This window comes from Novosphingobium aureum, from assembly GCF_015865035.1.
Classification (GTDB): domain Bacteria; phylum Pseudomonadota; class Alphaproteobacteria; order Sphingomonadales; family Sphingomonadaceae; genus Novosphingobium; species Novosphingobium aureum.
Genome location: NZ_JADZGI010000004.1, coordinates 104,068 through 117,169, shown reverse-complemented (window position 1 = coordinate 117,169; position 13,102 = coordinate 104,068). Strand labels below are relative to the sequence as shown.

Genomic DNA, 13,102 nt, shown 5'->3' with positions numbered 1-13,102 from the left:
ACGGAAAAAACATGCTGATGAATACCCACGAAGCGCGCCTCGATGCGCTGCGCAAGGAACTCAAGTCCCGCGGCCTCGACGGCTTCGTGATCCCGATCTCCGACGAACACATGAGCGAATACGTGGGCGCCTATGCCCAGCGCCTCGCCTGGCTGACCGGCTTCGGCGGCTCGGCCGGTTCCGCGGTCGTGCTCACCGATGCGACGCGCGAGCCTGCCGCCGCGATGTTCACCGACGGGCGCTACACCATCCAGGTGCGCGAGCAGGTCGACCCGCGGCTCTATTCCTACGAGAGCATTCCCCAGACCAGCATCGCCCAGTGGCTCGCCGAACATGCGCCCGAGGGCGCGGCGATCGGCTACGATGCCTGGCTGCACGGCTCGCGCTGGACCGAGGTCGCGGACAAGGCAATCGCGGCCAAGGGCGGCAAGCTCGTCGCGGTCGAGGGCAACCCCATCGATGCGGTGTGGGACGACCAGCCCGCCCCCTCGCCCGCGCCCGCACTCGTCCACGGCGACGTGTTCGCTGGCCGCTCGAGCGAGGCCAAGCGCGCGATGGTCGCCGAGTGGCTCGCGGAAAAGAAGCTCGATGCGACGGTCATCACCGCGCTCGATTCGATCGCCTGGCTGCTCAACATCCGCGGCACCGACGTGGTCCATACGCCCGTCGCGCTGTCCTACGTGATCGCTCATAGTGACGGCACCGCCGATCTGTTCATCGCCGAGGAGAAGGTCACGCCCGAACTGCGCCAGCACCTGGGCAATGCGGTCTCGATCCTCCCGCGCGAGGGCTTCGTCTCCGGGCTCGAGTGCCTCGCGGGCAAGCGCGTCTCGCTCGACCCCGACAATGCGGTCGCCGCGATCTTCCACGCGCTCAACCATGCCGGGGCCGAGATCGTCGAGGCGCGCGACCCGGTGATCCTGCCCAAGGCGATCAAGAACCCGGTCGAGCAGCAGGGCCATCGCGACGCACAGGAGCGCGACGGCGCAGCGGTCTCGCGCTTCCTTCACTGGCTCGACAAAGCAGCGCCCAAGGGCGGAGTCACCGAACTCTCCGCCGCCGCCAGGCTGCTCGGCTTTCGCGAGATGAGCGCGGACCTGCGCGATACCTCGTTCAACACCATCTCGGGCGCAGGGCCGCACGCCGCGCTGCCGCACTACGCGGTGAGCGAGGAAAGCGACCTCGAACTCGCCCCGAACTCGGTCTACCTCGTCGATTCGGGCGGCCAGTATCCGGCCGGGACTACCGACATCACCCGTACCGTGTGGATCGGCCCGGGCGAGCCCGGCGCCGAGGTCAAGGACCGCTTCACCCGCGTGCTCAAGGGGCACATCGCGCTCGATACCGCGATCTTTCCGAAAAACACCGCCGGCAGCCAGCTCGACGTGCTCGCGCGCCATGCGCTGTGGCAGGCGGGGGTCGACTATGCCCACGGCACCGGTCACGGCGTCGGCAGCTTCCTCGGCGTCCACGAAGGCCCCCAGCGCATCTCCAAGGCGGGCAGTGGCCAGCCGGGCACCGACCAGGTTCTGCTGCCCGGCATGATCCTTTCGAACGAGCCGGGCTATTACAAGGCGGGTGAATACGGGATTCGTATTGAGAACCTCGTGCTGGTGGTGGAGCGCGAGATTCCCGGTTCCGAGGGCGACTACTACGGTTTTGAAACGCTGACTTTCGTGCCGATCGAGCGCCGTCTCGTCGACACGAGCCTGCTCACCAAGGCCGAGGTCACCTGGTGGAACGCGTATCACGCCAAGGTGCGCGCACTCATCGCGCCGCAGCTCGAGGGGGCGGCTCTCGACTGGCTCGAAGCCCAGTGCGCACCGCTGTGAGGCAGTAAGACCTGCGCGATGGCGCACGATCTTTCTTCGCCATGAACGGCTCTGTCAGGGTGACACAATTGGGTACAATTTCGCTGTCACCCGGCATAGCTGCGCGACAAGCCGGGCTTAGAAAGGGTTTCAGAAAGTCACCGGGCCCCTCCCTGTCCCTTCCCTCGCCCGGCGACTTTCGCGACATCTGTTTGCGAGAGAGAGAATTGCCATGAAGATTTCGATGAAGAAGGTTGCACTGGGCCTTTCGGCCGGCGCCCTCGCCCTTGGCGGCTTTGCCTATGCCCAGGGCGGTCCCGGCCGTCACGGTCCGATGATGGACGCAGACGGCGATGGCGTCGTCACCCGCGCCGAGGCTCAGGCTTCGGCTGCCGCGATGTTCACCCGCATGGACGTGAACAAAGACGGCAAGATCGACGCAGCCGACCGCGAAGCGCGCCGGACCCAGCGCAAGGAAGAGATGTTCGCGCGTCTCGACACCGACAAGAACGGATCGATCTCGAAGGCCGAGTTCATGGCTGCCAAGGGCCCCGGTGACGGTCGTCGCGGTGGTCCGGGCATGGACGGTGAGCGCGGCGGCAGGCACCACGCGGGAATGCGCGGTGAAGGCAAGCGTCATGGTCGCATGCATCACGCTCGCGGCCCCGGCGGCATGATGATGATGGCCGACACCGACAAGGACGGCGCCGTTACCCAGGCCGAGTTCACCGCCGCTTCGATGAAGCACTTCGACATGATGGACAGCGACAAGGACGGCAAGGTAACTGCCGAAGAACGCAAGGCTGCCCACGAGAAGATGAAGGCCATGTGGAAGGCCAGGAAGGGCACGCCCAAGCCTGCTCCGACCGGCTCGGCCAACTGATACACGGGCGCGGACAAAGGACTGCAATGAACGACACCGCGCCCATCGGGGTGCTCCTCGTCGACGACGAGGCCGCCCTTCGCGAACCCCTGGCCGAGTATCTCTCGCGCCAGGGTTTCGGCGTTACCCAGGCCAGCAGCGCCGCCGAGGCCCGCACCTGGCTGCGCGACCACCGACCCGACCTCGTCCTGCTCGACATCATGATGCCGGGCGAGGACGGGCTCTCGTTCTGCCGCCACCTCGTCGAGGCCCAGGACATCCCGGTAATCTTCCTCACCGCGCGCGGCGAGGCGACCGACCGCATCGTCGGGCTCGAGATCGGCGCGGACGATTATGTCGTGAAGCCGTTCGAGCCGCGCGAACTGGTCGCGCGCATCCGCAGCGTCCTGCGCCGCGCCAGCCGTATCGCCGCCCCGGCGGTCGAGGACGAGGCGTTCGCTTTCGAGGGCTGGACGCTCGATCCGCTCAAGCGCCGGCTGACCGATGCCGAAGGCGCCAACGTCGCGATCTCGTCGGTCGAGTTCCGCCTGCTCATGGCGTTCCTCGAACACCCGCGCCAGGTGCTCAACCGCGACCGCCTGCTCGACATGGTGCAGGGCCGCGAGGCGCACCTGTTCGACCGCGCGGTCGACAACCAGGTCAGCCGCCTGCGCCGCAAGATCGAGGTCGACAGCCGTAACCCGCAGCTGATCCAGACAGTCTGGGGTGGGGGCTACATGCTTGCCGCCGACGTGCGCCGCGTACCGATCGAAGCCGAATGAGGTCTGTGTTCCCGCGCAGCCTCATGGGGCAGATGCTGCTCGCGGTCGCCGCCGCGCTGCTGCTCGTGCAGGCACTGAGCGCCTTCCTGATCTACAGCGCACAGCGCGAGAGCTACGAGAGCGGCATGCTCAATGCCGCCGCTTTCCGCATGATCGTCGAGACGCGCGGGTTCGAATCGCTGCGCCGTACCCGCAAACCGGACGGTGCACCCTTTGGTGGACCGCCTCCGCGCGGGTTCCCGGTCGAACGCAGCCCCGTCTCCCCGGCGGCGGAAAACGAGCGACGCGATCGCGGTGCCGAAGAGCAGTTCGCCAAGATTCTCAACGACCAGAACTTCGCCGCCTCGCAAATCGTCATCGTCCACCGCCGGCTGCGCCACGATCCTGTCGCGCGCGGCTGGATCGAGAAGCATGCGCACTGGCACAATCGCACTGGCCACGATCTCGAGGAAATCTTCGAGAATCACCTACTGGTTGTCGGCGTGCTTCCACAAGACGGCCGTGACTGGCTGGTGACCCGCGTACGTTCGCCGCGCGCGGTCAACATCCTGCTGTTCCCGCTCATCCTCCAGACGGTGATCATCTATATCGTGCTGGTCGGCGCGGTCGCCCTGATCCTGCGCCGGATGAGCCGCCCGCTCGCCGCACTCACCCGCCGTGTCGAGCAGTTCTCGGCAACGCGCGACCTTGCCGGACAGGTCGAGCCCTCGGGCCCCGACGACGTCCACCGCCTGATCGTCGCGCACAACGCGCTGGAAACGCGCATCGTCGACATGCTCGACGAGAAGGACGTGATGCTCGGCGCGATCGGCCACGATCTCAAGACCCCGCTGGCGGCGCTGCGCGTGCGCATCGAATCGGTCGAAGACGATATCGAGCGTGCGCGCATGGCGACGACCATCGAGGACATCGTGCGCACGCTCGACGACATCCTCTCGCTGGCGCGCGTCGGTCGCCCGAGCGACCCGCTCGAACGCAACGAACTCTCCGCGCTGGTCGCCTCCGTCGTCGAGGAATACGAGGACATGGGCGAGCCGGTCGATCTGGGAGAGACCAGCCGCATGGCGCTCGAACTGCGCCCGACCTGGCTGCGCCGCGCATTGCGCAATCTCATCGGCAACGCACTGCGTTACGGCGAACGCGCCCGGGTCTCGCTTTCGAAGGAGAACGGCGCGGCGGTAATCGTGATCGACGACGATGGCCCAGGCATTCCCGAGGACTCTATCGAAGCGATGATGAACCCCTTCACCCGCGGCGATCCCTCGCGCAATTCGGCTACCGGCGGCGCAGGCCTGGGCCTAGCGCTGGCACGTGCGATTGCCGACCAGCACGGCGGCGCACTGGTGCTGACCAACCGCTACGATGCCGGTGGCGCGATCGAGGGACTGCGTGCGCGGCTGACGATCCCGCTGGGCTGACGCTCGTCACGCCAGCCGGGCGCGTCGCCTAGCGCATCAGCCCGCCGATGAGGTTGCGCGCGAAGCGGCCGATGCCGGGAATGCCGATCGCCTTCTCGAGCGCAGAGCCGACCGTCCCCGCAGCCGCGCTGGCGGCCGAAGCGCCCGGATTGGCGCGGCTCTTCTTGCCGCGCAGCTTCTGCGCGAGGATCGCGCCCGCACTCGAGGCCGCAGCTCCCGCCGCTGCCTTGGCGACCTTGCCGCCCAGACCGTCCCACAAGCTCGGACTGCGCCGCTCGCGCTTGCGCACTTCGGCCTCGCCCTTCTCGGCGACTTCCTCGGCAGTGACTGCGGCGTCGGCGGCCTTGGCAGCGAGCACCTCTTCGGCGCTCTCGCGGTCGACGGCCTCCTCGTACTTGCCCTCGAACGGGCTGATCGACTGGACAATCGCGCGCTCCTTGGGCGTCACCGGCCCAAGGCGAGAGCGCGGCGGGGCGATCAGCGTGCGCTGGACGACGCCGGGCGCACCGTCCTCGTCGAGCGTCGAGACCAGCGCCTCGCCCACCTTCAGTTCCGTGATCGCCGCCTCGACGTCGAGCTCGGGATTGATGCGGAAGGTTTCTGCCGCCGCCTTGATCGCCCTCTTGTCGCGCACGGTAAAGGCGCGCAGCGCATGCTGGACGCGATTGCCGAGCTGGCCTGCGATCTCTTCGGGAATGTCGACCGGGTTCTGCGTGACGAAGTAGACACCCACGCCCTTCGAGCGGATCAGCCGCACCACCGTCTCGACGGTGTCGGTAAGCGCCTTGGGCGCATCGTCGAAGAGCAGGTGCGCCTCGTCGAAGAAGAACACCAGCTTCGGCTTTTCCGGATCGCCGACCTCGGGCAGCGCCTCGAAGAGTTCGGAGAGCAGCCAGAGCAGGAAGGTCGCATAGAGCTTGGGGCTGCGCATGAGCGTATCTGCGGCGAGCACGTTGACGATGCCGCGCCCGTTCTCGTCGCACTTGATGAAGTCCTCGATCTCGAGCGCAGGTTCGCCGAAGAACTGCCCCGCCCCTTGCGCCTCCAGCGAGAGCAGCTGGCGCTGGATCGCACCGACGCTTGCCTTGGTGACATTGCCGTATTTCGCCGAGAGCTCGGAGGCGTTCTCGGCGGTGAAGGCGAGCATCGCCTGCAGGTCGGCAAGGTCGAGCAGCAGGAGGCCCTGTTCGTCGGCGAAACGAAAGACGATCTGGAGCACGCCTTCCTGCGTGTCGTTGAGGTCCATCAGCCGCGCGAGCAGCAGCGGCCCCATTTCGGAGATGGTGGTGCGGATCGGGTGCCCCTGCTTGCCGTAGATGTCCCAGAACACTGCCGGGTTGTCGGCATAGGCATAGTCGGTGATGCCGATCTCCCTGGCGCGGCCCTCAAGCTTGTCGGCGTTCTTGAAGCTGGGGCTGCCTGCCATGGAGATGCCCGAGAGATCGCCCTTCACGTCGGCCATGAATACGGGCACGCCCGCCTTCGAGAACTGCTCGGCGATGGTCTGGAGCGTCACCGTCTTGCCGGTACCCGTCGCACCCGCGATCAGGCCGTGGCGGTTGGCCCGCGAAAGAAGGAGGCTTTGCCGCTCGCCATTGCCGCCGAGGCCGAGGTAGATTTCGCCCATGGTGTGCTGCTGCGTCCCTTTTGCCATTTCACCCGAGTGACTTGTGATAAGGTCGCACCGCCGGTGAGGCGAGAGGGAATTTGCCATTTGCAAAACCGGCGCTAAGGGGCGCGGCGAGATCCTTGCATGAACCAGCCTTTCATCCTCCTCGACGATGCGCGCCCCAATGGCGCCGCCGATGCGCGCCTCTACCGCGCGCCGGCCGAGATCGTGCAGGCGCGCGCACCGCACGAGGTCGCACCCGCGCTCGAGCGCATCGAACAGCTGTGCGCGCAAGGCTATCATCTCGCCGGCTACATGACCTACGAGGCCGGACTCGCGCTCGAACCGCGCCTTGCAGCAAGAGCCGAAAGCGCAGGCCGCGGGGCATTGGGTCCACTGCTCTGGTTCGGCGCCTTCACGGGTTTCGAGACGATTGCTGCCGAGGCGGTGCCCTTATGGCTCTCGATGCGCGGCGGACCCGAAAGCGCCGCGATCGGTCCGCTCGAACCGGGCATCGCGCCGGGCAACTACGCCGAGGCTTTCGAGCGCGTGCAAGGGGCGATCGAGGCTGGCGACATCTACCAGGCCAACCTCACCTTCCCGCTCGAGGGCCCCTGGCAGGGCGATCCCATCGCGCTCTACGCGGCGCTGCGCCCGGCTGCCGCGGCAGGATACGGCGCGCTGATCAATGACGGCGCGCACTGGCACCTCAGCTTCTCGCCCGAACTGTTCTTCGCGCTCGAGGACGGCATGATCTCGGCGCGGCCGATGAAGGGCACGCGCCCGCGTGGACGGAGCGAAGCCGAGGACGCGGCGTTGCGCGACGAACTCGCCGCTTCGGCCAAGGACCGCGCCGAGAACCTGATGATCCTCGACCTCATGCGCAACGACATCGCGCGCGTGGCACAGGCCGGAAGCGTCAGGGTCGATGCCCCCTTCGCGATCGAGAGCTACCCCACCGTCCACCAGATGGTCTCCTCGGTCAGCGCGCAGCTCCTGCCCGGCAAGGGGCCGGTCGACCTCGTGCGCGCGCTGTTCCCCTGCGGCTCGATCACCGGCGCCCCCAAGATCCGGGCGATGGAACTGATCGACGAGGTCGAGGAAGCGCCGCGCGGCCTCTATTGCGGCGCGATCGGTGTGATCGAACCTACTGGCGATGCCGTCTTTAATGTGGCAATCCGCACCCTTCGCCTGCTACCGGAGAAATCCGGCACCACATCGGCTAGCGGCTCACCGCTCGGCGGGCGGGCCGTACTCGGCGTCGGATCGGCCGTGGTCGCCGATTCACTCATGCTCCCCGAATGGCGGGAGTGCCTGATCAAAGGGGGTTTCGTGCGCGGTTCGGACAGGCAGGTCGAGGGATCGGTCGCTTCACCGGCGAGGTTCGACCTGATCGAGACCATGCGCTTCACCCCCGACGAGGGCATCGCGCTGCTCGAGATGCACATCGAGCGCATCCGCGCCAGCGCCGAAGCCCTCGGCTTTTCCTTCGACCGCCACGCGGTACGCAACGCGATCCAGGCGCTGTGCTTCGATGCCGAGGAGCCCTCGAAGCTGCGCCTCGTGGTCGGGCGCAGCGGCGCCTATGCGCTCGAACTCGCACCCCTGCCCGAGCTCCTGCCCGAGCCGGTCACGGTCGCGCTCGTGCCGCTGCCCGTCGACAGCGGCGACTGGCGCCTGCGTCACAAGACCAGCGACCGTGGCTTCTACGAGGACGCGCTCGGGCTCGCCCGCAAGGCCGGCGCACACGAAGCCCTGCTGCTGCGCGACGACGGCCTCGTGACCGAGGGTAGCTTCACCAACCTCTTCGTCGAACGCGACGGGGTGCTCGTCACCCCGCGTGCGGACCTCGGCCTCCTGCCCGGCGTGCTGCGCCGCAGCCTGATCGAGGAAGGCCGCGCCGTCGAGGGCGAGGTGCGCATCGCGGATCTCGCGGACGGTTTCTTCATCGGCAATGCCCTGCGCGGCCTCTTGCCTGCAAGGTTGCTCGCATGATGCATCTTTCCACCGCGCTCGGGCGTATCCAGCCCTCGCAGACGACGGCGATGACCGACCGCGCGACGCAGCTGCGCGAAGCGGGCCGCGACGTTATCTCGCTCTCGGTCGGCGAACCCGACTTCCCATCGCCCGCGCACGTGATCGAGGCCGCCAAGGCCGCGCTCGATGCAGGGCAGACGCGCTATACCGCAGTCGGGGGCACCACCCGCCTCAAGCAGGCCGCTGCGCTCCATTTCGAGCGCGACCTCGGGATCAGCGTGCCCACCTCGCAGGTGACCGTGAGCGCAGGCGGCAAGCAGGCGATCTTCCACGCCATGCTGGCGACCGTCAGCGAGGGCGAGGAGGTCATCGTGCCCTCGCCCTGGTGGGTCTCCTATCCCGAGATCATCCGCTTCGCCGGTGGCAAGGTCGTGCCCTTGCGCACCGCGCCCAAGGACAACTTCCAGTTCAGCGCCGCGGATTTCGAGGCACAGATCGGGCCGCGCACGCAGTGGCTCATGCTCAACAGCCCGGGCAATCCCACCGGCGCGTGCTACCCCGCCGAGATGCTGCTCGCGATCGCCGAGGTCCTGCGCCGCAATCCGCGCGTCATGGTGCTTTCCGACGACATCTACGCCCCGCTCAACTACACCGGCGCGCCGCACGTCACGCTGGCCGCGCTCTGCCCCGATCTCGCCGATCGCATCCTGACGATCTCGGGCGTCTCGAAGAGCCACGCCATGACCGGCTTTCGCATCGGCCTTGCCGCGGGGCCGGAGTGGCTGATCCGGGCGATGGAGCGGCTGCAGTCGCATTCCTCGGGCAATCCCTGCTCGATCAGCCAGGCCGCCGCCGTCGCCGCGCTCGAAGGGCCGCAGGAATTCCTCGCCGACTGGCGCGAGCGGTTCCGTGCCCGGCGCGACATGGTGGTCGCCGCGATCAACGCGATCCCCGGTCTCTCGACGCCGACGCCAGACGGCGCGTTCTACTGCATGGTGGACGCATCGCCGCTGATGGACCGGTTCGACGACGACATGGCGCTCGCGCTGCACCTGCTCGACAATGGCGTCGCCATCGTCCCCGCATCGGCCTTCGGCGGCCGCGACGGTTTTCGCATCAGCTTTGCCGCCGACGAGGCGCGGCTCGAGGAAGCCCTGCGCCGGATCGCCGGGGCACTCTCGTAACGGATTTTTCCCGATGGAACTGCAGATACTCTTCGAGGACGGCGAGGCGCTCGTCATCAACAAGCCCGGCGGCCTGCCGCTCGACCGTCCGCGCGCAGGCGGACCGTGCCTCGAGGAGCGGCTCGACGAACTGAGGCTCGGCTTCCAGCGCGAACCCGCGCCCGTCCACCGGCTCGACCAGGACACCTCCGGCTGCCTGCTGCTGGCGCGCAATCCCAAGGCGCTCAAGCGCTTTTCCGCCGCTTTCGAGGAGCGGCTGGTCGAGAAGCGCTATCTCGGCATCGTCGCCGGAACGCTGGATGAGGACGAGGGCACGATCGCGCTCTCGCTGTCCAAGGTCAGCACCGCGAAGGAGGGCTGGCGCATGATCCCGGCGCGCAAGGGCAAGCCCGCGACCACGCACTGGCGCAAGCTCGACGAGAAGAACGGCCTCACCCTCGTCGAATTTCGTCCCGAGACCGGGCGCACGCACCAGATCCGCGTCCACGCGGCATCCGGCCTTGGCGTGCCGCTGCTCGGTGACCCTGTCTACGGCTCCAAGAAGGGCGCCGCGCGCACCATGCTCCATGCCGCCGGGCTCACCGTGCCGCGCGGCGAGAAGGAGCCGATCGTGGCGAGCTGTCCGCTGCCTGCGGACTTCCTCGCCCTCGGCTTCAGCGATGAATGAGCACGCTCCACGCCATCCTTGAACGCGCCGAGGCGCTCGCGACCGAGAGCTTCATCGCCTCGGCGGGGCCCGGCGGGCAGAACGTCAACAAGGTGGCGACGGCGGTGCAACTCAGGCTCAACGTCTATGCGCTGCGCCTCGCGCCGCCGGTCTTTGCCCGGCTGAAGGAACTGGCCGGAAGCCGCATGACCGCGCGCGGCGAGCTGGTCCTGACCGCGCGCACCTATCGCACGCAGGAACAGAACCGCGCCGATGCCCGCGCTCGCATGGCCGAGTTCCTGCGCAAGGCCCACGAATTGCCCGAAAAGCGTGCCAAGACACGGCTCAACCGCGTCGGCAAGACACAAAGGCTCAAGGGCAAGAAGATCCGCAGCGACGTGAAGGCCGGTCGCGGCAAGGTTCGCTTCGACTGACCTTGGATCAGGGCTGCGACGGGGCCGCGGCACCAGAAGGCTGGCCTGCCGGCTCGCCCGAGGCCTCGACCAGATCCTCGGGAGCGCGGCGCGCATCGAGCATGGCGGCAGCCGCATCGAGCGCCTTCGCCTCGCCTAACGTCACCCCGCCCGGACCCGGATCATTGTCCGCCGCTCCGCATGCGGCCAGCGTCGTGAGGGCGAGCACGAGAGCAGCGCTGCGGCCCGTGCGTACGGCAGAAGCACGGTTCACCCCTCGATGATCCGCGTTTGCGGGTGGTGCTTGTCGAGGTGCTTGCGGATGATCTTGAGGTTGCGGCTGTTGGAGCGATAGAAGAAATCGAACGCATCGCCCGCAAAGGGGATCGCGCCAATCAGCGTATCGACGCCGACATTGGCGCTCATGCGGGCTAGCTGCAGCTTGGACATGCCAAGGTTCCGCGCTTCCCAGACGATATAGAGGCCCATGGCAGCGGTAATCGCATCGCCCACCACCGGTACGAGGCCGACGATCGAGTCGAGCCCGACCCTGTGCCCGATACCGGGCAGCGCAATGCTGCGTTCGAGCATGAACTCGAGCGCCTCGATGCGGCGGCGCACCGACATGGGGTCGTTGCCCAGTGGCAGGTCCCGCTGCATGCGGCGCGCGCTCGTCTCTCCGGTTGCCAATTGCTTGCCTTCGCTTTGCTTCGCGCTCCTGCGCGTAGCTCCTATTTGGGCAGCCAGGCGAGCGGCATCAAGGGGTGCCAGCCCCAGCTGTTGGTGGCAAAGCCGTTGACGCTGCCGCGCACCAGCGACCAGCGGATCGGTGTGCCGAAGGGGATGAAGATGTTCGCGCCGGTCATCTCGGCCTCGGCCTCGGTCAGGAGCGCGGCACGTTCCTGCGGGGTCTGCGCCATGTCGGCATCCGCGACGCGCGCATCGGCTTCTTCAGAGCACAGCCCCTTGCGGTCGGCGCACGACAGCCGGTTGAGGAACCAGGTGGCGCGCGGATAGCGCGCGACGTCGTCGACCATGACAAGATCGGCCTTGTCCTTGTCCTCCTCACGGGAGAGCCGCACACTGATCGCGGCCAGATCGGCGGCGAGGCGGGCAAAGATGATTTGCGAGCCCTCGCCCTGCGGCAACCACACCGCGAGTTGCGGCGCATTGGCAAGCGTTGCCGTTCCCCCCGCCGTCGCTTCCTGCTGCGAGGCATTGGCCCCCCGCGGCCTGTCCCCGAGCGCGGGGGCGGCACCGTCTGTCGCAGCAGGCGGGGCATCGCCCATCCAGGCCCGCACCCGTCCGGCGGCGACCTGCCGACGCTGGCCAAGGTCCTGCCCGTCCCAACGCTCTCCGATCGTGCCGAGGTCACCATCGAGGCTTGGCGTGACGAGGCGCGTGGTCGGTTGCCATCCACCGACGCCGAACGAATCGATCAGCGCCTCGCGGTCGATGGCCATGGCAAGGGCCTCGCGGTTCGCCGGATCGGCGAGGAACCCCTTGTCGTTCATCACCTGCAAGCCGAACAGGCCGATCACCGGATCGAGCTGGATCGTCCCGCGCAGGATGCCGACGCTGCGGGTCAGCAGGAAATCCTCGATCCGACCGCCCAGGACGAGATCGACCTCGCCTTCGTTGAAGCGGCGCACGGCCTCGTCGGCGGCGACTACGTGCAGACCGACCTCGCGCGTCCGGCTGGTCCAGTTCTCGATCTCGGGAAGACCCAGGCTGGATGGTTCGACCGGGGTCAGGCGCAGGTCGCTGGCATCCTCGCGGCGCAAGGTCATCGGCCCGGCGCCCTTGTCCTCGTGCGCGAGGCCCATCTCGGGCTGGGCCAGGAGTTGCAGCAGGTAGGGCATCGGCCGGTAGAGGCGGATTTCGATCACGCGCCCGGCCATGACGCGCACTTCCTCGATGTCGCCAAGATCGAGGGCCAGCGGGGTACCGCGCACCGCGCGCAGGGCGGCCATCAGCGAGGAGCGCGCGGAGGCTGCGGTCAGTTCGTCGCCATCGGCCCAGTCCCCGTCGCGCAGGCGGAAGATGTAGCTCATGCCATCGTCGGTGACGATCCACCGGTCGGCAAGAGCCGGGATCACCCGGCCCTGCTCGTCGAAGGCGACAAGGCCTTCGACCGTGGCTGCACGCGCAAGCCGCGCGGCCAGACCGGTCAGCGGAGCGTCGGCCTCGTCGCTCTGCTCATGCTGGACGACGGCCAGTTCGATCGCCGATTCGTTGTTTGCCGAGCATGCTGCGAGCGCCGCCGCGCCGGACAGCGCGAACAGGCGGAAAAAGGGAAAGGCTTGGGCCGGACGCAGCATGACTATCCGGGTAGTCCATTTCACGCGGCCAGCAAACGTCCGCCAGAGTGTTTTTTTGTCGCCCCGGCGGACGCTTCGC

General features: G+C 67.7%; 12 protein-coding genes. 8 read left to right on the top strand and 4 right to left on the bottom strand.

Annotated features, from left to right (window positions below; all coding sequences use genetic code 11):
- Positions 1 to 11 precede the first annotated feature (11 nt).
- From I5E68_RS17585 to I5E68_RS17570, 4 genes are all read left to right on the top strand, one after another.
- The gene (locus I5E68_RS17585; RefSeq protein WP_197166573.1) at positions 12 to 1,832 is read left to right on the top strand and encodes an aminopeptidase P family protein; all 1,821 of its coding nucleotides are present in this window, start codon (positions 12 to 14) and stop codon (positions 1,830 to 1,832) included.
- Between the two features lie 211 nt (positions 1,833 to 2,043).
- A complete protein-coding gene (locus I5E68_RS17580; RefSeq protein ID WP_197166571.1) occupies positions 2,044 to 2,694 on the top strand; it encodes an EF-hand domain-containing protein in 651 nt (216 codons plus the stop codon).
- 26 nt (positions 2,695 to 2,720) lie between these two features.
- On the top strand, positions 2,721 to 3,455 hold the full coding sequence (locus I5E68_RS17575; RefSeq protein WP_197166569.1) for a response regulator: 735 nt from the start codon (positions 2,721 to 2,723) through the stop codon (positions 3,453 to 3,455).
- A complete protein-coding gene (locus I5E68_RS17570) occupies positions 3,452 to 4,873 on the top strand; it encodes a sensor histidine kinase (protein ID WP_197166567.1) in 1,422 nt (473 codons plus the stop codon). Before I5E68_RS17575 ends, I5E68_RS17570 begins: the two co-directional genes overlap by 4 nt.
- 28 nt (positions 4,874 to 4,901) lie before the next feature.
- On the opposite strand, the gene I5E68_RS17565 is transcribed toward I5E68_RS17570, so the two are convergent.
- Positions 4,902 to 6,500, bottom strand: coding sequence for a helicase HerA-like domain-containing protein (locus I5E68_RS17565; protein WP_197166565.1), 1,599 nt, complete (start codon positions 6,498 to 6,500; stop codon positions 4,902 to 4,904).
- A 126-nt stretch (positions 6,501 to 6,626) separates the two neighbouring features.
- Between I5E68_RS17565 and pabB the strand changes: the two genes are divergently transcribed.
- From pabB to arfB, 4 genes are read left to right on the top strand one after another with little or no spacing between them, the layout of a single operon-like run.
- The gene (gene pabB / locus I5E68_RS17560) at positions 6,627 to 8,477 is read left to right on the top strand and encodes an aminodeoxychorismate synthase component I (RefSeq protein ID WP_197166562.1); all 1,851 of its coding nucleotides are present in this window, start codon (positions 6,627 to 6,629) and stop codon (positions 8,475 to 8,477) included.
- Positions 8,477 to 9,643, top strand: coding sequence for a pyridoxal phosphate-dependent aminotransferase (locus tag I5E68_RS17555; RefSeq protein ID WP_197166883.1), 1,167 nt, complete (start codon positions 8,477 to 8,479; stop codon positions 9,641 to 9,643). The genes pabB and I5E68_RS17555 overlap by 1 nt, the downstream gene beginning before the upstream one ends.
- A gap of 13 nt (positions 9,644 to 9,656) precedes the next feature.
- Positions 9,657 to 10,310 (top strand): RluA family pseudouridine synthase, encoded by a 654-nt coding sequence (locus I5E68_RS17550; protein ID WP_197166560.1) that lies wholly within the window; start codon positions 9,657 to 9,659, stop codon positions 10,308 to 10,310.
- Positions 10,307 to 10,723, top strand: coding sequence for an alternative ribosome rescue aminoacyl-tRNA hydrolase ArfB (gene arfB, locus I5E68_RS17545; protein ID WP_197166558.1), 417 nt, complete (start codon positions 10,307 to 10,309; stop codon positions 10,721 to 10,723). The genes I5E68_RS17550 and arfB overlap by 4 nt, the downstream gene beginning before the upstream one ends.
- Positions 10,724 to 10,730: 7 nt before the next feature.
- Here arfB and I5E68_RS17540 read toward each other — a convergent pair whose 3' ends face one another.
- The 3 genes from I5E68_RS17540 to I5E68_RS17530 form a co-directional block, all read right to left on the bottom strand.
- Complete coding sequence (locus I5E68_RS17540) at positions 10,731 to 10,976, bottom strand: hypothetical protein (protein WP_197166556.1); 246 nt, start codon at positions 10,974 to 10,976, stop codon at positions 10,731 to 10,733.
- The gene (locus tag I5E68_RS17535; protein WP_197166881.1) at positions 10,973 to 11,362 is read right to left on the bottom strand and encodes a DUF4112 domain-containing protein; all 390 of its coding nucleotides are present in this window, start codon (positions 11,360 to 11,362) and stop codon (positions 10,973 to 10,975) included. The genes I5E68_RS17540 and I5E68_RS17535 overlap by 4 nt, the downstream gene beginning before the upstream one ends.
- A 71-nt stretch (positions 11,363 to 11,433) precedes the next feature.
- Positions 11,434 to 13,023 carry an ABC transporter substrate-binding protein gene (locus tag I5E68_RS17530; RefSeq protein ID WP_197166554.1) on the bottom strand — a complete coding sequence of 530 codons (1,590 nt, stop codon included), beginning with the start codon at positions 13,021 to 13,023 and terminating at the stop codon, positions 11,434 to 11,436.
- Positions 13,024 to 13,102 lie beyond the last annotated feature (79 nt).

Coding starts and splice junctions, on each gene's coding strand:
- I5E68_RS17550 (WP_197166560.1), top strand. CDS start 9,657: ATGGAACTGCAGATACTCTTCGAGGACGGCGAGGCGCTCGTCATCAAC.
- I5E68_RS17565 (WP_197166565.1), bottom strand. CDS start 6,500: ATGGGCGAAATCTACCTCGGCCTCGGCGGCAATGGCGAGCGGCAAAGC.
- I5E68_RS17555 (WP_197166883.1), top strand. CDS start 8,477: ATGCATCTTTCCACCGCGCTCGGGCGTATCCAGCCCTCGCAGACGACG.
- arfB (WP_197166558.1), top strand. CDS start 10,307: ATGAGCACGCTCCACGCCATCCTTGAACGCGCCGAGGCGCTCGCGACC.
- I5E68_RS17575 (WP_197166569.1), top strand. CDS start 2,721: ATGAACGACACCGCGCCCATCGGGGTGCTCCTCGTCGACGACGAGGCC.
- pabB (WP_197166562.1), top strand. CDS start 6,627: ATGAACCAGCCTTTCATCCTCCTCGACGATGCGCGCCCCAATGGCGCC.
- I5E68_RS17535 (WP_197166881.1), bottom strand. CDS start 11,362: ATGCAGCGGGACCTGCCACTGGGCAACGACCCCATGTCGGTGCGCCGC.
- I5E68_RS17585 (WP_197166573.1), top strand. CDS start 12: ATGCTGATGAATACCCACGAAGCGCGCCTCGATGCGCTGCGCAAGGAA.
- I5E68_RS17580 (WP_197166571.1), top strand. CDS start 2,044: ATGAAGATTTCGATGAAGAAGGTTGCACTGGGCCTTTCGGCCGGCGCC.
- I5E68_RS17570 (WP_197166567.1), top strand. CDS start 3,452: ATGAGGTCTGTGTTCCCGCGCAGCCTCATGGGGCAGATGCTGCTCGCG.
- I5E68_RS17530 (WP_197166554.1), bottom strand. CDS start 13,023: ATGCTGCGTCCGGCCCAAGCCTTTCCCTTTTTCCGCCTGTTCGCGCTG.